This is a genomic window from Chlamydia avium 10DC88 (genome assembly GCF_000583875.1).
GTDB lineage: Bacteria > Chlamydiota > Chlamydiia > Chlamydiales > Chlamydiaceae > Chlamydia > Chlamydia avium.
This window is the reverse complement of the sequence record NZ_CP006571.1, coordinates 129450-155897: the sequence shown is the minus strand read 5'-3', so window position 1 is coordinate 155897 and position 26448 is coordinate 129450. Positions and strand designations below refer to the sequence as shown.

The following is a 26448-nucleotide window of genomic DNA, read 5'->3' as shown; positions in this document are numbered from 1 at the left end:
TTGCGCTACCCTATATTTCCTCTAGAAAAATCTCCTTAATTTTATGAGTTGTAGAGAATTAGTTATTTTAGGTTGCTCCAGCCAACAACCTACGCGCACAAGAAATCAAGGTGCTTATTTATTTCGCTGGAATAATGAGGGTTTACTTTTCGACCCCGGAGAGGGCACGCAAAGACAATTTATTTTTGCAAATATTGCACCTACTATCGTTTCTAGAATTTTTATCAGCCATTTTCACGGTGATCACTGCCTAGGTCTAGGTTCTATGCTCATGCGACTCAACCTAGATAAAGTGACGCATCCTATACATTGCTACTATCCCGCTTCTGGTAAAAAATATTTTGACAGACTGCGTTTTGGGACAATTTATCACGAAACAATCAACGTAATTGAGCATCCTATAGATAAAGAAGGCATAGTTGAGGATTTCGGTAATTTTCGTATTGAAGCTCGGTATCTAAACCATCTTGTTGATACTTTAGGGTGGAGAATTACAGAACCCGACACGATAAAATTTATTCCAGAAAAAATTCAAGCCTTAGGCTTACGTGGCATCATCATGCAAGATTTATTAAATAATAAGCAAATCACACTAAATGGGAAAACTATCTATCTTAAAGACGTTAGTTATATACGTAAAGGTGATAGTATTGCTGTTATTGCTGATACTCTTCCCTGCCAGGCTGTTATAGATTTATCTAAAAATGCACGTATTATGCTCTGTGAAAGCACCTATTTAGAAAAACATAGGCACTTAGCGGAGAATCATTATCATATGACTGCAAAACAAGCAGCTACACAAGCATCAATCGCAAAAGCTCAACAACTTATACTCACACATTTTTCCGCTCGCTACTTAAATACTCGAGATTTTGAAATTGAAGCAGGGCAGATTTTCCCTCAAGTGGCAGCTGCTGAGGAATTTTGTAGCTATCCCTTTCCTAAAAACCCTACTTCTAAATAAATCTATAAAAAAAGATAATTAAGAAAAGTAATTGGGAAACGTATGATTTCGACCTTTTATGAATTTCTTAATTATCTGAAGACAATAAAAGCAGCGTCACCTCATACATTAAGGAACTATTGTGCAGATCTAAATGACTTTAAAAAGTTTTTAGAATGTCATGAAAAATTGGAATCCTCACCTGCCCTAGATCTATCCCTAAAAGAAACCACACAACAAAAACTTCCTTTTTCTTTATTTACTAAAGATATTCTTCGTTTATACATCCTCCAACTTATTGAGAAAAAAAAAGCTAAACGTACAATCAAACGGCATCTTTCTACTCTAAAAAGCTTCTCTTGCTATTGTATAAAAAACAATATCCTTAATGAAGATCCTACGGAAGGACTTAGTGGTCCCCGTTTACCTAAAGAACTCCCCTCTCCCATTACCTATGAACAAATTGAAATTCTCATGGCCACTCCAGATCTATCTAAGTACACAGGCTTTCGTGATCGTTGTCTTCTAGAATTATTTTATAGCTCAGGATTACGTATCAGTGAAATTGTAGCAATAAATCACGAAGATATTGATTTTTCAAGTAACCTAATCCGAATTCAAGGGAAAGGGAAAAAAGAACGCCTGATTCCCATGACCCCCCATGCATCCCAATGGTTACAACAATATCTTCACCATCCACAAAGGACACAAGTAGAAAAAGACAGCAGAGCAATCTTTTTAAATCGTTTTGGTAAAAGATTGACAACGCGATCTATAGATAGAAAATTTCGAAAATACTTACTTCTTTCTGGATTATCTGGAACAATTACCCCCCACACCATTCGTCATACCATAGCCACACATTGGTTAGAAAATGGTATGGATTTAAAAACCATTCAAACTCTTCTCGGCCATAGTTCTCTTGAAACCACAACAATATATACTCGAGTATCCATGAAGCTAAAAAAACAAACCTATGATCAAGCCCACCCTCATAGCTAAGCTTAGGCAAACCTCTTGTGATCTAAGCCTTTCTTTGTTATGCTGGAGCCCATGAGTATTGTACTTGATAAAATCAGTAAAACTGTAGGCACGCGTGTATTATTTGATGATGTCTCTGTAGTCTTTAATCCGGGGAACCGTTATGGTCTCACGGGTCCTAATGGTGCAGGGAAATCTACACTTCTTAAAATTATTACAGGAGTCGTTGAACCTACACGAGGTTCTATTTCTTTACCTAAAAGAGTGGGTATTCTACGTCAAAACATTGATAATTTTAGTGAATATACTGTTTTGGATTGCGTTATCATGGGGAATTCTCGACTGTGGAACGCTATGCAACAACGTGACGCTTTGTATTTAGAAGAATTTACTGATGCTATTGGTATACAACTCGGAGAAATTGAGGAAATTATCGGGGAGGAGGATGGCTATCGTGCTGAATCAGAGGCAGAAGAACTCTTAACAGGAATTGGGATTCCCGAAGAGTTCTTCTATCAAAAAATGTCTTTGATTCCCATTGATCTTCAATTTCGAGTCCTCCTATGCCAAGCATTATTTGGACATCCAGAAGCACTCCTCCTTGATGAACCTACTAACCATTTGGATATTCACTCGATTAATTGGCTTGGTAATTTTTTAAAAGACTATGACGGTACCGTTATTGTTGTTAGTCATGACAGGCACTTTTTAAATACCATTACTACACACATTGCGGATATTGATTATGACACCGTGATTATCTATCCTGGAAATTATGATTCCATGGTAGAAATGAAAACTGCCTCCAGAGAGCAAGAAAAAGCCGACATCAAATCAAAAGAGAAAAAAATCGCTCAACTCAAGGAATTTGTTGCTAAATTCGGAGCAGGCTCCCGAGCAAGTCAAGTACAATCTCGTTTAAGAGAAATAAAAAAACTTCAACCCCAAGAATTAAAAAAGAGCAATATTCAACGTCCATATATTCGCTTCCCCTTATCAGAAAAATCTTCTGGAAAAGTTGTATTTTCTTTAGATCACTTAAGTAAAAGTTATACTGATCATAATGTGTTTCAGCCATTTTCTTTAGAAATCTATCAGGGAGACAAACTAGGAATCATTGGAAATAATGGTCTGGGGAAAACTACGCTAATGAAGCTGCTGGCTGGAGTGGAAAATCCCTCTCAAGGATCTATCAAGATTGGTCACCAAGTAGCCTTTTCTTATTTTCCTCAAAATCACTCTGATGTTTTAAAACATTGCAAAGAAGAGACCTTATTTGAGTGGTTACGTAACCGCAAAACTGGAATTAGCGATCAAGATATTCGTAGTGTTCTGGGAAAGATGTTATTTGGGGGCGATGATGCTTTTAAGCAAATTCACACATTATCAGGAGGAGAAACAGCACGCCTATTAATGGCAGGAATGATGTTAGAAAATCATAATGTTTTAATCCTTGATGAAGCAAATAACCATTTAGATTTAGAATCTGTTTCTGCATTATCCTGGGCTATTAATGACTATAAAGGCACCGTAATATTTGTCTCTCATGACCGCACTCTAATTGATGAATGTGCAAATAAGTTGCTTATCTTTGAGAAAGGAAAGGTTATTTTCTTTGATGGCTCTATGGCAGATTATACGAGCAGTAAATCATAAAACGATAATAGTTGAGAATTTTTTCTTGAGGACACATGGAACCACATCTTATCCTTGGTTCTTCTTCTCCACGAAGAAAGTCTATCCTGCAATACTTTCGCATTCCTTTTACATGCATATCATCGTGTTTTGATGAACAAGCTGTCACTTATCATGGTGATCCGATAGCATACTCCCAAACATTAGCGATTGGTAAAGCTAAAACTATACAAGCCACTCACAACCCAAAAGGATTAATTCTTACTGCAGATACTATTGTTGTTTATAAAGGAAAAATCTTTAATAAACCTGCTTCTTATGAAGAAGCAATTGCTATGTTAAAAACGTTAAGCAATCAAACGCATTCTGTAATTACTAGTTTAGCTTTGCTTAAGGAACACAAACTCATCACAGGGCATGAAATCACACAAGTTACCTTCTCACAGCTTCCAGAAGAATACTTAGAAAAATATGTAAGAGCTTTTTCTTCTTTAGATAAATGTGGAGGATACAGCATTCAGGACGGTGGAGGACTCATTCTCCATAGCATTACAGGCTGTACTTATAATGTACAAGGTCTTCCTATTAAAACATTACAACGTCTTCTTTTAGAGTTTGGTATTAACTTATGGGATTATCTCATTTAATCTTAGCTCTGGGATTCTCATTAAGTTTTTCTGGAATAGTATTTGGAAACTTCCCAGAGACTGTGAGTCATAAAATTCTTTATGCTAGTCAAAAATCTGTAGAACAATCACTTATTTCTTACTTAGAAGCTTTGGATGTTTATGGTGAACATGACTTTGGATTATTAAGAACAATCGCTATAAATTGTTTAAGGCAAGGCCTACAATCCACGGATCCTTATATTCGTAAAAGTACTATTGTAGGCGCTGGACTCATAGGTTCATCAGAAGCTTTAGATATTCTCTCCCAAGCTATGTATATTGATGATCCTTTGCAACAACTATTCGTTTTATCTGCTGTATCGCAACATCTAGGAAACTCTGCTGATGAGCTTCTATTTCAAGCTTTATCTTCTCCCTATCCAATTATTCGTTTAGAAGCTGCTTATCGCCTTGCTAGTCGAAAAAACATCAAGGTCATTGATTACTTACATGCATTTATTCATAAACTTCCTGAAGACATTCGATGTGTTGCAGCCGCTATTTTTTTAAAATTGGAGACAGAAGAAGCAGATACCTATATTCGTCAACTTCTATCTTCTCCTAAAAGCACAACACGAAATTATGTAACACTAATGATCGGAGAATATCGTCAAAAACGTTTTCTCCCCACATTAAGAAATCTATTAACAAGTGCATCTCCTCTAGATTGTGAAGCTGCTATTTATGCCTTGGGCATGCTTAAAGATGGTCAAAGCTACCGTATAATCAAATCTCTTTCTGAAAAACAAAATCCCGATATTTCCTTAGCTGCTGCGCAAGCTCTTCTTGCTTTAGGAAAAGAAGAAGAAGCTCTTCCTATTTTTATAAAACAAATACAAGAAGAACGCTGTTATGCTATCTACACTGCCCGTTTATTATCTAAAGAGGTAGGTATTCCTCTTATTCTTCCTTTATTTCTCGGAACTTCCAATCTTGACGTTAAGATTAATGCTGCTCTCACGTTAATTCATTTAGGATGCGATCATCCTCATCTGTTGGATTTCATGACGGAATGGCTAACACAACCAAACCAAAACCGAGCTCTTTTCCCTATATTTTCCCCTGGACGCGCTACACAAGCTTGGAAATGTAGAAACTTGATTCTTCCAACACATCCTGTAGAGCGAGCGAAAGCATTATCCACACTTCAATCTACTGAAGAACAGATTCTTATATCTCTACTTGAGCTACCTAAAGAAGCTTATCTCTCTTACATAAAAAGAATACTCAAGAGTCAGAAAACTTCTCTTGCAGCCAAAGCAATTACATTTTTATCTCACTCTTCTCATCAACAAGCATTAGAAATCTTAAATCAAGCTGCTCAGCTACCTGGAGAACCAATTATTCGTGCCTATGCGCATCTTGCATTATATAATCTTACTAAAGATCCTAAAAATAAACTTTCTTTACATCATTATGCTCAGGAACTTATAACGGAAACTCTCTTATTTATTGACACGGAAGATGGTCAGTCGCATCCTGACTCTCCCTACTTAAGATATCAAATCTCTCCTGAAATACGAGCTAAACTCATGTTAGACATTCTAGAGGCTCTTGTGTCATCTAAAAATCATGATGATATCCGTCTGCTAATTCAGTTAATGACACAAATACAAGCTAAAAATCGTCATATTTTAGCCGGACTACTTATGAAAATCATCGAATAAAGGCAAATATGAAACACAGCTTCCTTTATGTTCTTCTCCCCTTTTTTCTGCTCTATAACTTCCATGTAGAAGCACTTACGCATAAAGAAGCTGCAAAGAAAAAGGTATCTTACTTAAGTCATTTCAAAGGATTGTCAGGAACTCTAGACATTAAAGATGGTGTATTAAACATCCATAATAATCTTCGTATACAAGCAAATCGTGCTTATGTAGATAACGTTCCCGATCGCGGTCTCAAGTTAATTGCTCATGGGAACATCATGGTCAACTATCGAGGAAAAACGTTAATCTGTGATTACTTAGAATATTACGAAGATACTGATTCTTGTCTATTAACCAACGGTAGATTTGCTCTTTATCCCTGGTTTCTAGGTGGTTCTATGATTACCCTAACTCCTGAAACTCTTATTATTCATAAGGGATATATCTCTACTTCTGAAGGCCCTAATAAGCACATTTGTCTATCCGGAGACTACTTAGAATATTCGTCCGATGGAGTTTTATCTATAGGGAAAACAACATTTAGTCTCTGTAATATTCCGTTAATGTTTTTCCCGACATTTTCTATTATGCCTATGGAGATCCCCAAACCTCCTATTAACTTTCGTGGAGGAACTGGTGGATTTTTGGGGTCATATTTAGGAGTCAGCTATTCCCCTATTTCTAAAAAGCATTTTTCATCTACGTTCTTCCTAGACAGCTTTTTCAAACATGGCATTGGTATTGGCTATAACATACATTTCTCTCAGAAAGAACATCCTGAAAATGTCTTTAATATGAAAAGCTACTATGCCCATCGCTTAGCAATTGACATGCCAGAACCTCGGGATCGTTATCGCTTTCATGGAGATTTTTCTTTAGAGAAACACCAAGCTGTTCTTTCTGGAGAGTACCATATAAGCGATAGTTGGGAAACAGTTGCGGATATTTTCCCTAATAATTTTTCTTTAAAAAATACAGGTCCTACACAAGCTCGTCTTACGTGGCGAGATGCTGTATTCAACGGCAATCTGTTTTCTTCTGTAAAAGTCAACTCCTTTCAAAATGTTAATCAAGCACTCCCCTGTTTGTCACTACAACAACACCCTATTAATATCAAAAATACAGGATTATATTTTGAAAACTTTTTAGAATGTGGGTACTTCAACTTTGCTTTTAGTAATAACATCCCAGGGAAGGATTTTTCCTCATTACGTGCAATAGTTTCTCCTAAACTATACCGAGCTTTTCCTTTAATTTTAGGAACATTAACCCCCACAATCTCAGCATCCGCAATTTACTATAGTTCTGTCCCTCGAGAATCCACCCGACATGGCCAAGCTTCTGCTAAAATACATCTAGATTACCGTTTTTCAGCATATAAAAATTATATGCAGACAAAACATGTTATCGAACCCTTTGTTTCTTGTACATTAGCCTCGCGTCCTTTAATGAAAAACAACGAGCATTATATCTTTTCTATTCAAGATGCTTTTTCTTCATTGTACCTAATTAAATTAGGAATGGAATCCTTCCTATCCCATAGGATGTCTACGCAATCACAAATAACTGCAAAAATTTGGACTACACATATTTTCAAGAACTCCTTCGCAAAAGCTACATTCCCTAAAACTGCATGTACTATTTTCTTCCCCTTAGGATCAAAAAATACTTTCTCATTAGATGCTGAATGGATCTGGAAAAAACATCGTTGGGATCACATGAATCTTATTTGGCAGTGGGTGGGCAACGATCACATGGCTGTTACCCTAGAATTCTTACATAGAAGTAAGTATGGGTTAAGAAAATGCGATAAAGAAAATTATATTCTTGATGTTAGCCGCCCTCTCGAGGAACTACTGAACTCTCCTTTATCTTCTCGCCGTAATTTCCTCTTAGGTAAAGTATTTTTACGCCCCCATCCCTGTTGGCACTATCACCTTATCCTACGCTATGGATGGCATCACACCAATACACCAAATTATTTAGAATACCAAATGACTTTGGGAACTAAAATTTTTGAGCATTGGCGGTTATATTCTGTATATGAAAAACGTGAAGCAGACAAACGATTCTTCTTTTATCTCAAATTAGACAAGCCTAAACGTAGTTAAGAAATGCTCTTACTAGATAAAAACCACTTCTATATTCAATTATAGAAGGAGGCAAGGAATCCCAATTTATGAATCTAGATAGTATTTTAAAATCCAAGAAAAATAGGGACTATTTGTAAAACATATCATAGAGAAATGTGCAAGAACCTCTCCATAATAAAAATAAGAACAGAAACGCTTATTCTTGAGAAGGCTCTTGTCCTTCATAAAGATTCTCCTCAGAAATCGAGGGGACATGTGCTCGGAAATTTTTCCCTAGATAATTTGTAGCGAAAGATAAAAACAAACAACCACAGCAAAATATAATAGCAAGCCAAGTAGTAACTTTTTTTAAGACGTCTGGTGTAGAAACACCAAACATGGAATCACCTGAATCCACACCAAAGGAAGAACCCAATCCCATGCTTTTACTTTCCTGAATCAGGATTAAACCGCAAAGAAATACACATAAGATAAGAAAAAAAATAGAAATGTATAAAATAAGCCAACCACAGTGCTCTCCTAAAATCCTTTTTGAAAAGTTACTCATCCTTTTATACAGAAAAGATAATGAAAAAAGTAGAGTTCTGCATTAAATAATAAAAAAATCATAAAAAATCACATAGCATATTCTCGTATTCTTCACAGAATCACAAAAAAAATTTGAATTTATCTAATCGCATAAATTAGAGGAGAAACTGCCCAATTACACGAGAAAACCCCTTAGGATCTATAGAGGCTCCCCCCACCAACAGGCCATCAACATCGGGACAAGCAGCAAACCCTCTAGCATTATCCTCTTTCACAGAACCTCCATAAAGGATAGACACTGTCTCTGCTTTTTCTTTAGAGAAAATTCGCGATATCACTTGACGACAAAAAACATGAGCCTCCTGCACATCTGTAGTTGATGCTACCTTTCCAGTACCAATAGCCCATGTAGGTTCATAAGCAATAATAATAGAAGAGATTTCTGGGAGCTGCGAAAGTCCTAAAACCAATTGATTGGATAACACCTCTTGTGTTCTTCCCTCTTCTTTATCTACTAATGTCTCCCCTACGCATAAAACAGGAATCATTCCTCCACGAGCTGTAGCGCTTACTTTCAATGCTATCGTTGCATCATCTTCATGAAAAATATGTCGTCGTTCCGAATGGCCGATTAAAACGAATTGAACACCAAATTCCTTAAGCATAGGCAAAGACACCTCTCCTGTAAATGCTCCGGCCATCTCTTGATGAAGATTCTGTGCTCCCAACAAAACAGAGGATTCCTGAGAATGTAAACTCTGAAAACATGTATGCAAAGCAGTGAATGGTGGAGCAATACCAATAACAGGTGTTTGTATATCTTGTACTAAAGAACAGAAAATTGAGAAATACTCCTTCGCTTCCTGAGAAGTTTTGTTCATTTTCCAATTACCAAAAATATAACGCTCTCGTCCCATCAATTCATCCTTATGTTCTTGATTGAAGAAAGGTAAAGAAAATTAAGCTTCTTGATAAATAAGAAACTAAAGTATTTTAAGAATAAATAAAATGCGAAACCTTACAATACCCTGCTATTCATGTTTCCATCGTCTCCACCTCAAGCAGTAACAACTCTTACTGAATCCATAAAAAACCTTTTAGAATCAAATTTCTGTCAGATTGTGGTTAAAGGAGAACTCAGTAACGTCTCTTTGCAATCTAGTGGACATTTATATTTTGGTATTAAAGACAATAAATCCTTTCTTCATGGGGCTTTCTTCCATTTCAAAAGTCGATATTTTGATCGTCACCCCAAAGACGGAGACTTTGTTATTCTTCATGGGAAACTTGCTGTCTATGCTCCTAGAGGACAATACCAAATTATTGCTCATGCTTTGATTTATGCTGGAGAAGGAGATCTGGTACAAAAACTAGAGGAAACAAAAAAGCGCTTAGCTTCTGCAGGATACTTCTCTCAAGAAAGAAAACGCGCCTTACCTAATTTACCCCAGCGTATTGGTGTGATTACTAGTCCGACAGGGGCAGTAATTCAGGATATTCTGCGTATTCTTTCTCGTCGTTGTCACCAATACAAATTACTACTCTACCCCGTAACTGTTCAGGGAGAAACCGCAGCAAAAGAAATCACAAAAGCTATTGAAGTAATGAACGAAGAGAACTTAGCTGATGTTCTTATCTTAGCGCGTGGCGGAGGGAGTATTGAAGATCTCTGGGCATTTAATGAAGAAATTCTTGTAAAAGCGGTAGCAACAAGTACTCTACCAATTATCTCTGCTGTAGGCCATGAAACTGATTATACATTATGTGATTTTGCTGCTGATGTCCGTGCTCCTACTCCCTCAGCAGCAGCCGAAATTGTTTGCCAAAGTAGTGAACAACTTCTACACGCACTACAAAACTCTCTAAATTACTTACACACGCATGCACAACAATTTCTCTCTGCAAAAACACAACAACTCCTCCAATGGAGACGTCAATTAGATCGTATAGATTTGTTTCATTCTTCCCAACAATCCTTAGATTACTTAAGACAAGCTGCTGATAGATTAATGCAAGCAAAACTGCTACAATCTATACAAAGCTATAAGCAATCCTCACGCTGGTTGCAAAATAATTTCTTACAGCGTATCAACCAACGTCTTCATGATGTTTCTCGCATGCTACACGCAAGTATGTGTAATCAATTGTTCAATTGGAAGCATCGTTATTTTCATATTAAAAGAAATCTTATCTCTCTCAATAGGGAACATCCCTTTTCTCATAAACTTTTTCTTTGGAATCTTCAGATATGCCGTGCCCTACGCCAACGATTACAAAGCTCTTTCTATTTTCTAAATTATAAACAAAAACAGTTATCCCACAGGGCTCTTTGTCTAAATCAAAAAATCTTTCAAGGAAGGCAATCTCTAACAAATATAGATAAACGAATAGTTATCTTGATTACTAATCAACTGAATGCCTGTAAAACGAATATCATGTTTTATGACGATACTCTCTATCTAAAACTGCATCAAAATATAGAAAGAAACAAAGAGAAATACCTCGCTATATGCAAGCAGTTATTTTCACTAAGTCCTAAACATGTTTTACAACGTGGATATGCTATGCTCTTTGACTTTAATAAAAATTGCGCTATTATTTCTGCGAGAAGCTTGCGTAAGCATCATCGTGTCAAAGTGCGCCTGCAAGATGGAGAGGCTATTCTTTCTGTAGAAGATACGCAATATTGTTAAATTTAAGAGTCTTAAAATTATGGAAGAAATTCCCTTTGAAAAGGCTATGGACAGGTTGGAAGAGATTGTTGACTTGATGAGCCAGCCAACAACATCATTAGATACCTCATTACAGCTTTATGAAGAAGCAGAATCATTAATGCGTATTTGTGAGTCACGCATTCGGCAAGCTGAAGAACGAGTGCGTCAGCTATCAGAAAAACGTAAGGAAGATTTCCCTTCCCTAGAGGAAGTCCCTTATACACATTAAAAATTTGAGGAGTATTCGTGGGCTACTTCCAAGATTTCAACTCTCTATTTCGAGAACTATCTACTGCACAGAAACAACTGGAGGATTTGGAATCTTTTGAGGATATTTTATCTACTTATGAAAAAATATTAGATTTAATCCATCAAGGGATGGGCCATCTTTCTATTAAAAATCAACAATGTTATATTCTTTCTCTACAACCTAATGGTGCGGTCGTAAAAGACTCCCTAGGACAAGTTGTTCTGCAACCATTTGTACCAAATATACAACAATGACCTCGACTTCCCTTTTAAATCAAATATCTTCTCCTGAAGATTTAAAAAAATTAACTTACAGTGAACTTCCCCTTCTTGCTGAGCAAATGCGTCACAAAATCATCACTGTTCTAAAACAAACGGGAGGGCATCTAGCATCCAATCTGGGAATTATTGAATTAACTATAGCCCTCCACTATGTTTTTTCTTCCCCCAAAGATAAATTTATTTTTGATGTAGGTCATCAAACATATCCTCACAAACTCATTACGGGTAGGAATAACATCCAATTTGATCGTATTCGTCATGATGATGGATTAAGTGGCTTTACTTCTCCCTTAGAAAGTCCACACGATTTGTTCTTCTCTGGACATGCGGGCAACGCACTATCCCTAGCCTTAGGTATGGCGAAGGCAACACCAAAAGAATCTCAAACACATATTCTTCCTATCCTTGGTGACGCGGCATTTTCTTGTGGTTTAACCCTAGAAGCTTTGAATAATATCCATGCTGATTTATCAAAATTTATTGTCATCCTGAATGATAATAATATGTCGATTTCTCAAAATGTAGGTGCGATGTCGCAAAGTTTCTCACGATGGATACACCATCCAAAGATGAGTTTATTTTCTAAAAACATGGATAAATGGTTGATCCGGATTCCCCGTTATGGCAGTGGTATTTCCAGACAGTGGCATCGACTGTCTTTATGTTTAAAATCTTTATTTTGTCCGATTCCTATTTTTGAACAATTTAGCCTAGCATATGTAGGTCCTATTGATGGCCATAACATTAAAAAATTAATTTCTGTACTACGTAAAGTACAAAATTTACCTTTCCCAGTTCTTTTGCATATCTGTACTACTAAAGGCAAAGGTCTGGAAATTGCTCAAGAAAACCCCTCAAAATACCACGGAGTATCTGCTAATTTCACCACTACCGAAGAGAACACACACCTTCCTGTAGTTCGCCCCCCATCTACTTATCCTGATATTTTTGGTGAGACCATATGCCAGTTAGGAGAAATTGTTCCTAATTTACATGTGGTGACTCCCGCCATGTCTTTAGGATCACGTTTAGAAGAATTTAAAGAAAAATTTCCTGAACGCTTTATTGATGTGGGCATTGCCGAAGGGCATGCCGTAACTCTATCTGCGGGAATAGCAAAAACACAAACCCCCGTAATCTGCTCTATTTACTCTACATTTTTACAACGTGCTATTGATAATGTCTTTCATGATGTTTGTATGCAAAACCTTCCTGTGATTCTCGCTATTGATCGTGCGGGTTTAGCATACGCTGATGGATGCAGCCATCATGGAATTTATGATTTAGGCATTTTACGAATGATGCCAAACATAGTGATTTGCCAACCTAGAAGCGCTGCTGTTCTTAAACAATTGCTTTTCTCCGCTATTCATTGGAATGTTCCGACAGCTATTCGCTATCCTAATATCCCCGCTCTTCAGAGCGATCCCTTATCTATGGATTTAAAAGCACGCCGCACTCCAGGAGTAGGAGAAATCCTGATCCAAGGAGAGGATATTTTAATTATTTCCTTGGGGCATATGTGTAGTGTTGCTCTTTCGATACAATCAGACCTATTAACTCATGGGATTTCTGCTACTGTTGTTGATCCTGTGTTTATTAAACCTTTTGATAATAACTTATTTAGCGTTTTACTCATGCATCACACCCGAGTTGTGATCATTGAAGAGCATACAATCCGTGGAGGATTAGCATCAGAATTTAATGACTTTCTCTCTACATATGGATTTAAAGTCGATGTTTTACATTTCTCAATTCCCGATATGTTTATTGCTCATGGTGATAAGGAAAGTTTGCAGAAAAAGGTGGGCTTACATATGGAAACTATGACCAAACGCATTCTGACACATTTTAATTTCAGAATCGCCCAACCTTTTCTCAGTAGTTTGAGTATGATTTAATATAGGGAATGTTAATATTCAGTCTTAGATCATTACCCAACTAATGAAGCTACAAAAACTTTAGCCTCAGAGCAACGGCTAAATGGAGATAGATAAAGTGTGGGGAGGCACTGATCTGCTTGTAACATTACGGGAGATAGCATAGGTAGGCAAGCAATCGGAACTTGCTTACTTGGTGTAAGACGGTATAACCAAGACTCCATTTCAATACTCCTGATCTCAAAAAATTATAATTCAAAAACAGTAGAAATTCCTCCCTTCCTACGTTTCAGAACGAGATATTATCAGGTTCTTCTTTCTATTTCTTGTTTTTTTTCAGAAAATTGGATTTAAAAATAATTAAAAGTGAACTTTTAATTTATTTTTTATTAAAAGAATGTTTTGAAATTTATAGACTAGATTGAGAGAGAAAATAAAAAAGATTTAAATAATCATGTAATGATAAGATTTCTGGACGTACTTTCTCGGAAAAATGTAACTTCTGAAGAGCAAGGAGAACTTTTTCTTTAGGATAAAGATCTTTCAATGCATTAACTAAAAACTTTCTTCTTTTTCCAAATGCTGTTCTTGTGAGAGTAAAAAATGCAGCATGATCCTGATCCTTCAGAGGAAAAGAATCTTTGACTGTCATGTGAACAACAGCTGAAGCAACTTGAGGTTTTGGGAAAAAACATCCTGGATTAACCTTAAATGCATAGTGTACATCAGCAAAGAAATTAAGGAAGACTGTAATAGCACTATAATCTTTTCCTCCCGGCTGCGCTGTGATACGACGAGCAACTTCATCTTGTACCATCACAGTTACTGTCTTCCATTGATGAGGAGTCTCTGTAAAAAATTTTATTAATAAAGGCGTAGTAATGTGATATGGAAGATTAGCAATAATACGTCCTTTCCCCTGCCAACCTTCTTGAGATAAATTTGTTAAAGGGTACTTACAAGCATCGATAATTTTTAAATTTATGGACAAAAAGCGAAGAGCTCCCTCAAACATGCTATCCTTCTCTAGTGCAATGACGTGAGCTCCCTGATTAACCAAAACCTCGGTAAGAGCTCCATACCCAGGGCCAATTTCTAATACCCAATCTCCTTTCTGCACGGAAGAGACTTCTAGAATTTTTTTTAATATGTTCCCATCAATTAAAAAATTTTGCGACAACCCCTTTTTTGGATGACCACGAACTTCTTTTAAAAATCGTATGAGCTGTTCAGGGGAACTACGTGACAAAAGATCTCCTAAAGTAGAGAAAATAATGGAGGTGCTTCTTGAGAAAGCAGTGTGGCAATTATAGAACTATCAAAACCATAACGCGAGCGTAATTTTTCTTTATATTGAGCTTCTATTTCCACTGCATAATTCATAAATAGGGTTTGCTTAATCTGCATCTCTAATTCTTCCAGAGGTTGCATTACCATAGGAGACTTATCTAAAAGCACATGAATTTTATATCCGGATTTATATAGTTTAGGCTGACCACAAATGCACTGGGGATAATCAACACTCAGCAATTCATTTTTATGAGAATCCGAAAGCTCTTTATCATTACGAACAAACTCTTCAGAATACATTAATTGTCCGCCCTGAGAAAGAACTAGAGAATAAAGACGCTCTTTATTCCATGTACGGGTTTCATTCAACTGTGAGCACACTTTATCCGCAATTTGACTAGCCAAAGACTCTGTGGATGCTTTAACGGTAATTACGCGGTATTTCCAGACAGAGGTTTTAGAAGCTTCTTCAGCCAATGCATTATAATGTTCTCTAATTTTTCCTGGGGTTACCTTTAACATAACCTTCGAACGTACCATCATTCCCAAGACTCTTTGAGAAACAAGTGTACGATGAACAACATTAAAAATATCTTCAGGAGTCATATCAAAATATAAATAAAAAGAAGAGAGATCCCTACCAAACATAGCTTCTATTTCTTGGTTAACTGTTGTAGGATCTATAAAAATCTTTTTAGATTTAGCATCTGCAACCATAAGAAATTCATCAATAACGGACTCTAAAACTATGGGCCACATAGAAGTATAATACTGCGAGCGTGCAGAAAAAGAATCCAAAAGATGAGGATAAGAGGAAGCAAAGAGTAAATTTAATTTCTGTATTACATCTAAAGTTGTTACTACTGTATTTTCATCAACTTTAAATAAAACCCGATCGTGGATAGCAATTCCTGAGGGATCTTCCGGAGATGTTTCTAAATAACTGGAAGATGGAGAAAGTAAAGAGGGATCTCCCATTAGAGGTCCCGAGAAGCATAAACCTACTAGAGAAAAAATACTCAAGATTCTGCTCTTCATAACTTGTTACTCCCCATAGTTCCTCATATTGGGATTCAATATAAGAAATTCCCAAAATTTTAGCCACTTTGAGAAGAACCTTCTAAAAAACTAAGGAATCTATTTACAAAGTTTGCTCTTTTAAATAGAGGCAAAAATCTTCAATATTTGAAAATTTTCTTCCCATTCCAGGCTCAATAACACAAATAATCGACGAACTCTGGCCTTCTTTGGGAATGAGAACATGTTCATGTTCAGGGAGAAGACGTTCTAGCAACTCTCTCTCGCCTTGTTTCATCCATACTAAAGATACATAAGGAGCAAAAAGTCCGGAAAAATAAGATAAAATTATCCTGCGATCTTCTTCATGGGCGAGAGAAATAAGAATTTTTTTATGGTTACGTGAAAAATAGGTTTGTGCTGCTATTAAACTTCCCATAGAGGAAAATTTATGCGTATGCCAACGAGATTGACTCAATTGTAAAGTGTCCTCAGCATGAGTCAAATAATGTTTTTTCTCGGTAAGCATATGCAGCTTAATCAAAGCTTGACAAATCAACGCGCTTCCAGAGATACTTTCCCCATCGGAAACACTTTCTTGTTGGAACAGCAAATAAGCATCTCGACCATCTGTAGTATAAAATCCTCCGCTCTCAGAACGGAAAAAATTAACACTTCCTGCATGAGTTCTTCAGCAAATAGTAACCATTGAGCTCCATATCCCGATTCATATAAAGAAAGAAAACCCAAGATCACTGCTCCATAATCTTCCAAACCTGCAGAATATTTTGCTTCTCCTTCCTTCCATCTACGTAATAACGTTGTCTTTGCACATAAATGGTTACGAATAAACTCCCCACATTTTTGAGCTATAGCAATGTAGTGATGCTCTCCTAACATTCTCCCAGCACACACAAGAGTATGAACCATCCATCCGTTATGAAAAGCCAAACATTGGTCATCTTTAAACGAATGGAGCTTTGTTTCTCTATGCAAGCGTAACTTTTCTTTTAGTCTATCTAAAATTTCAAAGAATTCTTCAACCGAGCAATGATATTTCTCAGCAATTTCTTCTAAGTCAATATGATCAGGAATGTGGAGAATGTTTTTTCCATTGCAAAACCCCTCTCTAGAAATCCCGAAATATTCACAAAATAAATCTGCTCTTTCTCCTAAGACTTCGCGGATTTCCTCTCCTGACCATGCTAGATACTTTCCTGACGTTCCCCAAGACTCTCCCTGTTCCGAAGTATAAAAAGCACCTACTTCAGGGTGATACAATGCTGTAAGCACATAGTGGAGTACTTGTTTTGCAATAGATAGATACCGAGGCTGATTTAAGCATATCCCAGCATCTAGGTAATCTAAAAGCAACAATGCATTATCAATTAGTTGTTTTTCAAAACAAGGGATTAACCATTTATCATCTATAGTATAACAATAAAATCCTCCCCCTAAATGATCAAAAATTCCTCCATTAGCCATCATATGCAATGAACGATCTACAAAAAATAAACTACGACTATCTTGATATTCAATACCATAACGCAATAAGAATTGAATAAGTAAGGCAGGTGGGGTCTTTGGAAAAGATTTGATCCCCCCATAATGGGGATCAATATCACGATAGATGGCAGCTACAGTTTGGGAAAGAACTTGTTCTTCCAATAATTCTTTTTTGGAACATTTTTCTATAAAAGAAGCAATTTCAATAACTTTATGTGCCTGCCGAACGAGAATCTCTCTCTCTTCACAATCTTCCCACATAGCGTACAGTCTTTCAATCATTTGAGAAAATGAGGGCATCCCTAATTTTTCTTCAGCACTTAAATAATTCACAGAAAAAAAGGGGAGTAAATCTGGGGTTAAAAATACGTTCAAAGGCCAAGAAGAGATACTCGGCCCTTCTCCTGATACAGCAAGTAGCTGTGCAAGATCAAAATAAAGATTAGCTACGTGAGGTAATTCCTCCTTATCTACTTTAATATTAACGAAATATTCATTAAGCATTGCGGCAACTTCAGGATTTACAAAACTTTCCTGAAGCATAACTCGACATCCACGAGAATGTGCACAGCCTATAGAAAGAAAAATAGGTTTATCTTGAGACTGTGCAAGAGCGAAAGCCTCACTACCCCATGGATACCAATTTACTGGCGTATGAGCATAAAGAAGTAGGTAAGGAGATTTCTCTGCAATTAACTTGTTTGTGTATAGAGGCTGCGACATAATAAAAATTAAAAAAACAAAAGCCTTTAATTTATTTTAAAACAAATAATCTACTTTTGATACGCTTTTATTATGCAAACCTTACCTAATGATCTTATATAGAAATGATAACTCAATAAGATATTCAAACTAGAAGAAGCAACAAGAAAAAACAACCCCTATCTTTCTTATAATCAAAAAGATACTAGTTAATAGTTTCTTTTTTCATGAAAAGAGGAATAACGCAATAAATATAATCTGCTGATTATAAACAAGATACCTTAAAAAAGAAAATTATTGTTGATAACTTGATTTCCTAATAGAGAAAACTTAAACTATTATTGCATGGAAGAGTGGCAGAGTGGTCGAATGCATCTGATTCGAAATCAGAAGTTCTCTTGCGGGAACCGGGGGTTCGAATCCCTTCTCTTCCGAGTTTCTTTTTCTTGAAAGATTCCTTCTTCCCTGTTAATCCCCAGTACTTATAGGACATAAGTAATAGAAGATTCCCCTTCAAGCAGCTAATGAAAATAGTGCCTACCTCACTCAAAAGCCAATCTTCTATATTTAATATACTACAAATCAATCTAAATAAGAGCAGAATACTGCTCCTAGATATCGTAGAAAGTCTCTACTCATCAGTACTAGTTTCATAAATAGAAAACACAGTAGCAAGAGCAGGAAATAGCAGAAACACTACAGCGAAATTATACATATCATGAAAAGATCTACCTGTGTTTTTTGCATCAAAAAAACAAAAAACATCTCTTCTAAAAAATAAATAAAAGCGCTCTCAGCATATTTTCAGGGGGATTGAAAGTATGCCAAGAGCTATTTGATCCATATTAACTTTTTTCGTTAAGAGAATCTAGTTTTAATTATATCTGAGCACTGTACTTCTTGCTTTCCTGATTGCTAACCACAAGAAACACATTACCCTCTGTTGCCAAGCAATGTATTATCAATAAAATCCCATTTGTTAACTAAAAACTCTATGAATCTAGACACAATTTAATTAAAAATGGCTACTTCATACCCCAATCTCAATACATTTTCTCATTCATAAGAGAACATTCAACACAAATCCAAAGTATTAGAATATGACAGACAGAAACCCTCTCCATATATCTACAAAGATATATCCATCTATGAAGAGTTTTTAAATCAAAAGGAAAAAATCATTCCTTCAAGTGACTACAGATCAAACTAGATAAAAACTCACATGAGATCACTGAATTCCATATTCCTAACTCCATGGAAATTCCAATGACTACCTTAGCAACAAGTATGGGAAGCCACCAGCCATAGGCCTCCCGTGATTTTTTTAAAATAGATATTTTAAAAAAATTATTTTACAATCCTCTTCCCAATTTTCCCGATACAACGGAAATATCGGAAATAACATAGGAATCTCGATGTTTATGCTGTCTGAAAAAAATTATAAAATCTAAGGAGGAAATGTATGGCACTCAGCTTTCCCTTTTTTCGGTTTACTAAAGTAGCAGGAAACGATAATACCGATAATGAAGAAAATCCTACCTCCAGCTCCACAACTGATAATCCAGGTGGTGCTGCTTCTAGTAGTGCTGCCACTAGTAGTGCTGCTGCTAGTAGTGTTGCTGCTAGTAGTGTTGTTACTACTCAACCAGGAGGACTAAATGTGGGAGGAGTAACAATTCAATTAGGGGCGGGAGATGGTGTGAACATAGCAGAACAAGTCAGCCAAATTGTCTCGCTAGTAAGCTCAATAATTGAGCATCCACGAACACAACGCGGGTGTACTGTTTGTTATGATCAATGTTCTGGTCCTTTCTCAAGACATTGTGGAACCTTTGGGAGATGGTTTTGTGACTGTTTCAAAGCATGCTGCATTATAGAAAGCACAAGCACAAGTAATATTCCAGAAGTTGTTGAAACACTACGGGAATTATATGGGCCTATTTCCTTGGGACTAGCACTAACAAATGTAGATTTAAATTTATGGAGAATGGTGCAAAATGGAGAACAACTAACAGAGGAGCAACAAACTCAACTAGAAGAAGCTTGTAAAGAAGCTAAAAGGCTATACTCAGGAGGAATGCAAAGTCTTTCTCAAGAACTTGCTCATACCTTACTTTCTTCTATACCAGACAATCAACCATTGCAAGAGGTATTGCCTATTCTTTTAGGGATCATAGGATCTCAACAATGGACGAACCCCGAACACACACCCAGCCCTCCCCCATGTTGGTTAATTGACACAAAAAAAACGCAAGCTCATCAGCAAATGACGAAGATGATCGTAGCAGTTCTATTGGTACAGGAATTCCTTGCCCGGCATCGGCATCCAAATATCAAGGAAAAATTGCTCAAAAATTTCTTTCCAATCTTACAGTAATGTCTTTACTCACTGGACAAATAGGTACTTTAGGTTTTGAAAAAGCCCACTTAATTGTTTGGATCTTTGAAAAATTCCTTACCATCTCTGCAGGACCGAATTCTCCTTTAATCAAAAGTGGCGGTTGCCCTGCATATGAGCTGGAAGATTTTATAAGATTGCTCATGTTAATCTTACTTTGCTGTGGCTATATCCCTGTTGATTCTTCAGGAAAATCACAAGTAGACATCGCAAATCCTGACGATCCTTTTATGAAAATTTTCCTAAGTGCACAAAGAATATATCGAAGTCGTGCAGAAGCATCACTTATGTCTGCATCTACATCCTCATCTACATCTAAAAAACCACTGACACGTCAAGCAAGTGTTATATCTTCAGAATCACAATCAGGACAAGTATCCTCGCCTGCTGATGACTATCAGGCACCTGAAAAAGTGCGACAACAAGAGAGGGAGGATAGGAATAATGAGGGGGATAATGAAATCCACAGACAAGAAGAAGTTCTTGCTAACGCAAGCAAGTTAACAAAACTCTTTGCAGCTATACAATTAATGACTCCAATTAAATAAGAGAAATTGTTCTAAATTTTTCTCTTACAAATCCTTTCATTTCTCTAAACTTACTTTAAAGCATCTGCTATGTGATCTCATATTTTTTATACAAGAGGAATCACTCTACAAAAAAAAGAGACGTACAACAGTACAATCGATGCTAAAGTTAATTAGTAATTGATTGATTTGTAGAAAAATATAGCAACAGACAGAGACTAACGTCTAACGAAAAAACAAGCTTAAACTATTTCAATTTACATATTGAATTATCATCAATTCAAAAATTGACTTTTATAAAAAGCTGAAAATCAACGATTTGTAGCCATATTCGTGGACAAAATTGCTGAACTAATCAAAAATGGACCAGGGAAAAATAACATAAATATGTAAACGACATCTCATTTTTAACATTTCGAGGAATTATATGTGCTTCCCTCTCCCCAGCTGCAGTTGTCATTATCAGCAAACACAACAAGAAGACAGGGATCAATCATCTGGATCTACTCCTGTTGTCACTTCGCAACCGCAACTAACTCAAAATATATCCTTTAACATTCAAGGGGGCGATGAGAGTGTCTTAGAAGCTATGCAAAAAGCAGGTCATCTACTTTCTTCACTTATTGATAATCAGCATACACAACAAGGTGCTAGGTACTGTAGAGACTCCTGCTCTCCTTGGTGTGAAAGTCACTGCCCCAGCTGGCTATCTCATTGTTTCCAATGTCTATGTGCTTGTGTTATAAATGATAATGAAGGCCAAATGCCACATCCTGACACAGCATTTCTTAAGGAATTACAAGAGCGTTACGGCCCCATCGTAGCAGGTGTAGGAATACAGGCATCAGGTCTGGATTGTAGTAGCGTTCTGTTAGGAAGAACTCTAACTGATCAAGAAAGAGATCATTTAGAACAGTGTTGTAAAACTGCTCAAACACAAATACAGGAATTCTTCAGTAAACACCTACAAAAAGAACTCTTTGAGATCAGTGATTCTCAAGGATCTCTTCCTAAAATAGGAGGAGAAGAAACAAAAGCTGTTAGAATGGGATTCCATAGCGTACAAATACAGACTCCTACTCATGTTTGGATTACTACCGGTCACTCAGCAACAGCTCCTACTCTCATGCAACCAGTAAAATGGAAGAAATTGAAATGTCAGCTAAAAGGTATTCTTTGCCGTAATGCAATAACAGGAAGAAACCAATATGTAGGTAAGGATGCTTCTTTAATTACAAACATAGTAAAAAATGCCTTCTATTTCCTACTACTAGGGAGTCCGTGTTTCCAACATCAAGTAGGAGAGGGTAATTATGGGCTTACAGTAACAAAATCGACATTCCTAAAGTTTCTCCTTTGTAGCTTACTTGCATTGAGACTGGTCCCTGTAGATGAAAAGGGTAATCCTCCTGAAGATACATGGCCATTATTAATGCAAATCATTAACTTCATAAACACTAGACCTAGTCTACGTTCTAGAACGACTTCTATCACCTTTATGAATGAAGATGGGGATGGTATTGATGGTTCGAGAATTAGAAAAGATAGCTCTTCTCCTAAAGGTTCTACTAGTGGAGGAGTTATTCCTAAAATTATTATTAAAGGTACTGTCGGCGGGGGCACTGGAGATGCCGCTGGAGCTATTCTTAGAGGCGCTACTGGAGGTGCTGTCGGGAGTGCTACTGATGGTACTACCGGAGGTGCTACTGAAGGTGCTACCGGAGGTGCTACTGAAGGTGCTACCGGGAGAGTGCCACAAGCAGAAGAGAGTGATGATGAGGAGGAGGAATGGTTCGATCCAAACTCTCAACGAGAACTGGTAGAACAAGCAGGAAAAGCCAACACAATAGCTCTAGGCTTCATCTAAAAACATTTCTATTAATTTAGGTGATTTACAAAAATCACATCAAAACTATGAAAGGCGGATGTTTTCTGCCTTTTATAGCTTTTAATAAGTAGTTCTATTTTCACTTAACTACTTTCTTTATACATTCACTCATTTAAAAAGCTTGCTTTTAGAAAAGATAAAAATCAGAAAATTACTATACACCTGAACTAAATAATGGGATAATGTTCCATGAATATAGAATTAATCTCTTGGGAAAATACAGGGATTAAAAAATAGAAAGCGCAGAGCCTAACCACCAAATGACAATCCCACCCATAACTACAAGACCTGCCCACCAAAGGTTTGACCAACTACGAATTGCTTTTTCCGGGGAATTCCTTCCTCCTAGAGATTCAAGATCTAGCAACATTTCCATATTATGTTCTGAAAATTCTTTGAAGATTTTAAGCACATAGGGATGTTCTTGAAGGATACGTTCACTATCTAGCCCTAAATATGTGGCATATTTTTTTATAAATCCTTGAGCATAAATTGGAGAAATTAATTTCCCCAGACATCCTGTTTCTATAGCTTCTAAACAGGAATAACGAATAGAAGTTGCCGTCTCAACATCCTTCAGCGATAACGATTTTTCTTCTCGTTTATTCCGAAAAATTTCTCCTAAACGCACGAATTCTTGATGAATATGTTCTGACATGGCCCTTGCTTATACTTAAAATATCTGCATTTTATATCTAGGATTGTTGACTTAACTACTTTCCATTAGGGGAACAAATCCTGCCCTATTGCAAGAATATACAAAATTAACGTTTAATTTGTATTTAAAATCCCTAGGAGCGAATAGCATTGCCTTAGATAAAGATGAACCACCATCTGTAAAAGACAGAGATGCTGTTGCCCATATAGATTTTAATTAAAATGAATCACTACACATTATGTCTACACCCTTTGTTACTCAGATATCACCTTCCCTATATAACTTGTTGAAATCTCGCTTAGAGGAAAAAAGTTTTGTATTTTCATATCCTCCACATACAATTTTTTCAGCACGCTCTCCTTCGGTGAACTGTACTCTATACTCTTCAGGGAAACTTGTTGTTCAAGGAAAAGGATCTCAAGAATTTATTGAGTTTTTTTTAGAACCAGAAATTCTACTTACATTTTCCTACCAGGATATGCAGCAAGATCTCCGCCCCCGTTTGGGGATCGATGAATCAGGAAAAGGAGATTTTTTCGGTCCCCTATGTATAGCAGGGGTATATGCTTCTAGCGAAGATATTCTGAAAGACCTGTATAAAACAAAAATTCGGGATTCAAAGTTACTCAAAGATTCACAAATAGTTTCTTTAGCTAGAAAAATCCGTACTTCTTGCCTTTATAGGGTATTGGTTCTTTATCCAGAAAAATACAACGAACTCTATAAAAAATTCAAAAACTTGAATCTCCTTTTAGCTTGGGCACACGCAACTATCATTGATCAATTAGCCCCTCGCCCTGCAGGAAATGTCTTCGCTATTTCAGATCAATTCGCATCTGAAAATGTCCTACTCCAAGCTTTAGAAAAAAAACATGTGGACCTCCCTGTATTTCAAAAAACCCATGGAGAACAAGATATTGTTGTCGCAGCAGCCTCCATACTTGCTCGGGAGGCTTTTGTCTCAACAATGACACAACTAGAACAACGATTTTCAGTAAAACTTCCCAGAGGAGCATCTACTCAAGTTAAAATTGCGGGAAGATCCATCCTTCATTCCTTAGGCAAAGATGTCTTACCTTTATTATGTAAAACCCACTTTAAAACATTTCATGAAATTTGCTCTACATAACCTGACAACATATTCTCATCATAAGTAATAGAAATAAAAGAATACGAAAATCAGTAGTAATCTATCTTATAAGAAGTTAGTATGAGAGGTTCAACAAATGATTGAAATCCTCCCCTGAGACAGGAATATGTTGAAGTTGTTTTTTCATCTACTCACTCTCGCTGGTCAGCTTATTTCTACTCCTATTTACATTATTCATGATGCCTGCGGCATTGATAAGGAAGCGTATGAAGCCCCTCAACCCCGCCCTTTTTCTTTACAAATGCAATATTTGCAAATTGAAAATGCTGATTTTAAAAAGCTGCCTCATCAATCCTTAGGTCTATGCCAATCTGATGCTTCTCTTCTTTTTACCCTACCCCTGACTCCTCAATTCGGATTACTCCTATCTACGGGTTACGTAGGTGTTGATATCCACTGGGATCATACACAGCCCTCAGAAGAGGATCCCAAATCATTATTAGGCTATGCCACATTTCAAGATAAGTCATACTACAACTATCTCATGTTTTCTTTAGGCGCCTACACAGTATCCTTAACGAATTGGCAATGGTCTGTGGTGTTTTCTTCTTTTCTTGATCCAGAAAATCTTGAAATTGGCTATGGCCTATATCAAGCAGTATTATCTGGAAAATATCAAGCTACACCCCAACTCTCTGCGATCTTTGGAGTAATCAATGAAACGGGGTTACATCAAGAAAAAGCTTGGCCCCTACTTGGAGCTTCTTATAAACTCAATGACCAACTAACTATTAATTGTATTTATCCATTAAATTTCTCATTAGAATATAAATGTACTTCTGTATGTAACTTTGGAACTGCTTACCGTCTAACACGATTCAGAAAAAAGCTTCCTAAAAACAACCTATCTTCTTCCGAAGGAATTTTTGAATATCAAGGAAGAGAAATTGAAGGAAATATTAAACTTACTCCTTGGCCAGGAAGTTTTATTAAAGCATTTTACGGCTGGTCTCTAGGAAAGGACATATCCTTAGCAGATAGTCATAATAATCAAAGCACGAGTTATCCTTTTAAGACTTCGATATTTTTCGGAGGATCTGCAGTGGTAACATTTTAAAAATAAAATAATTATTTTATTTTGATTGTTGATTTACCATTGTACTAAAAATTGCAACCACATAAAATTTTACTTCTAAAAATAATAATGGGAACTTGTTGTCTAAAATGAATTGTCGTGAATTGTGTCAAAAGGGTGCTCGCATTTATTTTGACCTAACGTTCTCAGAGAGAGTTTTGGCACGTCATTGTCAAAATCAAGCTCTTCTCCACCCCAAATCGGCAATGATTATTGAGGTTGTCGTTTCCACTATTCTTGGGACGATGAAAGTTTTCACCTTTCCTCTAGCTTCCCTCATTGGCACTATCTTACTTCCTGTAATTTTCCTGACAAAATGTATTTCCACAAGAAGTATCATGTCTAACCTACACTACTTCGTAGCATGGGCAATGAGTATTCTGGTTACCGCATTCATTGTCACTGCAGTATTCTGTCTTATTATGATTTCCCCGGAAGTGGTGTTCCTAATGATTGGTATATTAGGAGCCGTAGGAACTAGTGCTACCCTTTTAAACATCCATAGGGAACTGTTCTCTGCTATGCTTCCTCAGAGTGTCTAAAAAATTTTCTTTCGGATCTTAAAATATTTTTATCTCCCTATACATTTCCTTATGTTTCTTCCTTATGAAACTG

The 26448-nt window shown here is 36.6% G+C and carries 21 protein-coding genes, 1 tRNA gene and 2 pseudogenes; 17 read left to right on the top strand and 7 right to left on the bottom strand.

Annotation, left to right across the window (positions count from 1 at the left end; translation table 11 throughout):
* Window positions 1-43 precede the first annotated feature (43 nt).
* From RT28_RS00615 to RT28_RS00590, 6 genes are read left to right on the top strand one after another with little or no spacing between them, the layout of a single operon-like run.
* The gene (locus RT28_RS00615) at window positions 44-964 is read left to right on the top strand and encodes a ribonuclease Z (protein ID WP_020356017.1); all 921 of its coding nucleotides are present in this window, start codon (window positions 44-46) and stop codon (window positions 962-964) included.
* Window positions 965-1006: 42 nt separating this feature from the next.
* Window positions 1007-1945 carry a tyrosine recombinase XerC gene (locus RT28_RS00610; protein ID WP_020356016.1) on the top strand — a complete coding sequence of 313 codons (939 nt, stop codon included), beginning with the start codon at window positions 1007-1009 and terminating at the stop codon, window positions 1943-1945.
* 51 nt (window positions 1946-1996) lie between these two features.
* Window positions 1997-3580, top strand: a complete 1584-nt coding sequence (locus RT28_RS00605) for an ABC-F family ATP-binding cassette domain-containing protein (protein ID WP_020356015.1) — start codon at window positions 1997-1999, stop codon at window positions 3578-3580.
* A gap of 35 nt (window positions 3581-3615) precedes the next feature.
* On the top strand, window positions 3616-4206 hold the full coding sequence (locus RT28_RS00600; protein WP_038500122.1) for a Maf-like protein: 591 nt from the start codon (window positions 3616-3618) through the stop codon (window positions 4204-4206).
* The gene (locus RT28_RS00595; protein WP_038500119.1) at window positions 4188-5894 is read left to right on the top strand and encodes a HEAT repeat domain-containing protein; all 1707 of its coding nucleotides are present in this window, start codon (window positions 4188-4190) and stop codon (window positions 5892-5894) included. The genes RT28_RS00600 and RT28_RS00595 overlap by 19 nt, the downstream gene beginning before the upstream one ends.
* A gap of 8 nt (window positions 5895-5902) precedes the next feature.
* Window positions 5903-7987 (top strand): CT351 family outer membrane beta-barrel protein, encoded by a 2085-nt coding sequence (locus tag RT28_RS00590; RefSeq protein ID WP_038500117.1) that lies wholly within the window; start codon window positions 5903-5905, stop codon window positions 7985-7987.
* A 178-nt stretch (window positions 7988-8165) separates the two neighbouring features.
* Here RT28_RS00590 and secG read toward each other — a convergent pair.
* Both secG and tpiA read right to left on the bottom strand, forming a co-directional pair.
* Window positions 8166-8479: pseudogene (gene secG / locus RT28_RS04885) on the bottom strand (preprotein translocase subunit SecG).
* 173 nt (window positions 8480-8652) lie between these two features.
* A complete protein-coding gene (gene tpiA / locus RT28_RS00580) occupies window positions 8653-9414 on the bottom strand; it encodes a triose-phosphate isomerase (RefSeq protein ID WP_038500115.1) in 762 nt (253 codons plus the stop codon).
* 120 nt (window positions 9415-9534) lie between these two features.
* Between tpiA and xseA the strand changes: the two genes are divergently transcribed.
* From xseA to RT28_RS00560, 4 genes are read left to right on the top strand one after another with little or no spacing between them, the layout of a single operon-like run.
* A complete protein-coding gene (xseA, locus tag RT28_RS00575) occupies window positions 9535-11190 on the top strand; it encodes an exodeoxyribonuclease VII large subunit (RefSeq protein ID WP_020356006.1) in 1656 nt (551 codons plus the stop codon).
* A 19-nt stretch (window positions 11191-11209) separates the two neighbouring features.
* Window positions 11210-11440, top strand: coding sequence for an exodeoxyribonuclease VII small subunit (locus RT28_RS00570; RefSeq protein ID WP_020356005.1), 231 nt, complete (start codon window positions 11210-11212; stop codon window positions 11438-11440).
* 17 nt (window positions 11441-11457) lie between these two features.
* Window positions 11458-11715 carry a hypothetical protein gene (locus RT28_RS00565; RefSeq protein WP_020356004.1) on the top strand — a complete coding sequence of 86 codons (258 nt, stop codon included), beginning with the start codon at window positions 11458-11460 and terminating at the stop codon, window positions 11713-11715.
* Window positions 11712-13643, top strand: a complete 1932-nt coding sequence (locus RT28_RS00560) for a 1-deoxy-D-xylulose-5-phosphate synthase (protein ID WP_038500113.1) — start codon at window positions 11712-11714, stop codon at window positions 13641-13643. Before RT28_RS00565 ends, RT28_RS00560 begins: the two co-directional genes overlap by 4 nt.
* 32 nt (window positions 13644-13675) lie before the next feature.
* On the opposite strand, the gene RT28_RS04880 is transcribed toward RT28_RS00560, so the two are convergent.
* The 4 genes and pseudogenes from RT28_RS04880 to RT28_RS00545 all read right to left on the bottom strand — a co-directional run bounded on the left by RT28_RS04880 (window position 13676) and on the right by RT28_RS00545 (window position 18158).
* On the bottom strand, window positions 13676-13846 hold the full coding sequence (locus RT28_RS04880; protein ID WP_020356002.1) for a hypothetical protein: 171 nt from the start codon (window positions 13844-13846) through the stop codon (window positions 13676-13678).
* Between the two features lie 185 nt (window positions 13847-14031).
* Window positions 14032-14871, bottom strand: coding sequence for a 16S rRNA (adenine(1518)-N(6)/adenine(1519)-N(6))-dimethyltransferase RsmA (gene rsmA / locus RT28_RS00555; RefSeq protein WP_038500111.1), 840 nt, complete (start codon window positions 14869-14871; stop codon window positions 14032-14034).
* 8 nt (window positions 14872-14879) lie between these two features.
* Window positions 14880-15950, bottom strand: a complete 1071-nt coding sequence (locus RT28_RS00550; protein ID WP_038500109.1) for a hypothetical protein — start codon at window positions 15948-15950, stop codon at window positions 14880-14882.
* 103 nt (window positions 15951-16053) lie between these two features.
* Window positions 16054-18158: pseudogene (locus RT28_RS00545) on the bottom strand (thioredoxin domain-containing protein).
* Between the two features lie 326 nt (window positions 18159-18484).
* Between RT28_RS00545 and RT28_RS00540 the strand changes: the two are divergent.
* The 4 genes from RT28_RS00540 (at window position 18485) to RT28_RS00530 (ending at window position 22929) form a co-directional block, all read left to right on the top strand.
* Window positions 18485-18571 (top strand) — tRNA-Ser (locus RT28_RS00540).
* Between the two features lie 1028 nt (window positions 18572-19599).
* The gene (locus tag RT28_RS04960; RefSeq protein ID WP_240991518.1) at window positions 19600-20514 is read left to right on the top strand and encodes a hypothetical protein; all 915 of its coding nucleotides are present in this window, start codon (window positions 19600-19602) and stop codon (window positions 20512-20514) included.
* A complete protein-coding gene (locus tag RT28_RS04955; protein WP_240991517.1) occupies window positions 20514-21083 on the top strand; it encodes a hypothetical protein in 570 nt (189 codons plus the stop codon). The genes RT28_RS04960 and RT28_RS04955 overlap by 1 nt, the downstream gene beginning before the upstream one ends.
* A gap of 406 nt (window positions 21084-21489) precedes the next feature.
* A complete protein-coding gene (locus RT28_RS00530) occupies window positions 21490-22929 on the top strand; it encodes a hypothetical protein (RefSeq protein ID WP_038500106.1) in 1440 nt (479 codons plus the stop codon).
* Window positions 22930-23176: 247 nt separating this feature from the next.
* On the opposite strand, the gene RT28_RS00525 is transcribed toward RT28_RS00530, so the two are convergent.
* Window positions 23177-23608 carry a helix-turn-helix domain-containing protein gene (locus RT28_RS00525; RefSeq protein ID WP_020355992.1) on the bottom strand — a complete coding sequence of 144 codons (432 nt, stop codon included), beginning with the start codon at window positions 23606-23608 and terminating at the stop codon, window positions 23177-23179.
* Window positions 23609-23846: 238 nt separating this feature from the next.
* Between RT28_RS00525 and rnhC the strand changes: the two genes are divergently transcribed.
* The 3 genes from rnhC to RT28_RS00510 all read left to right on the top strand — a co-directional run bounded on the left by rnhC (window position 23847) and on the right by RT28_RS00510 (window position 26375).
* The gene (gene rnhC, locus RT28_RS00520; RefSeq protein WP_038500103.1) at window positions 23847-24737 is read left to right on the top strand and encodes a ribonuclease HIII; all 891 of its coding nucleotides are present in this window, start codon (window positions 23847-23849) and stop codon (window positions 24735-24737) included.
* Between the two features lie 127 nt (window positions 24738-24864).
* Window positions 24865-25815: a hypothetical protein gene (locus tag RT28_RS00515; RefSeq protein ID WP_035392700.1), complete on the top strand. Its 951-nt coding sequence runs from the start codon at window positions 24865-24867 to the stop codon at window positions 25813-25815.
* 107 nt (window positions 25816-25922) lie between these two features.
* Window positions 25923-26375, top strand: coding sequence for a DUF5422 family protein (locus RT28_RS00510; RefSeq protein WP_038500100.1), 453 nt, complete (start codon window positions 25923-25925; stop codon window positions 26373-26375).
* Window positions 26376-26448 lie beyond the last annotated feature (73 nt).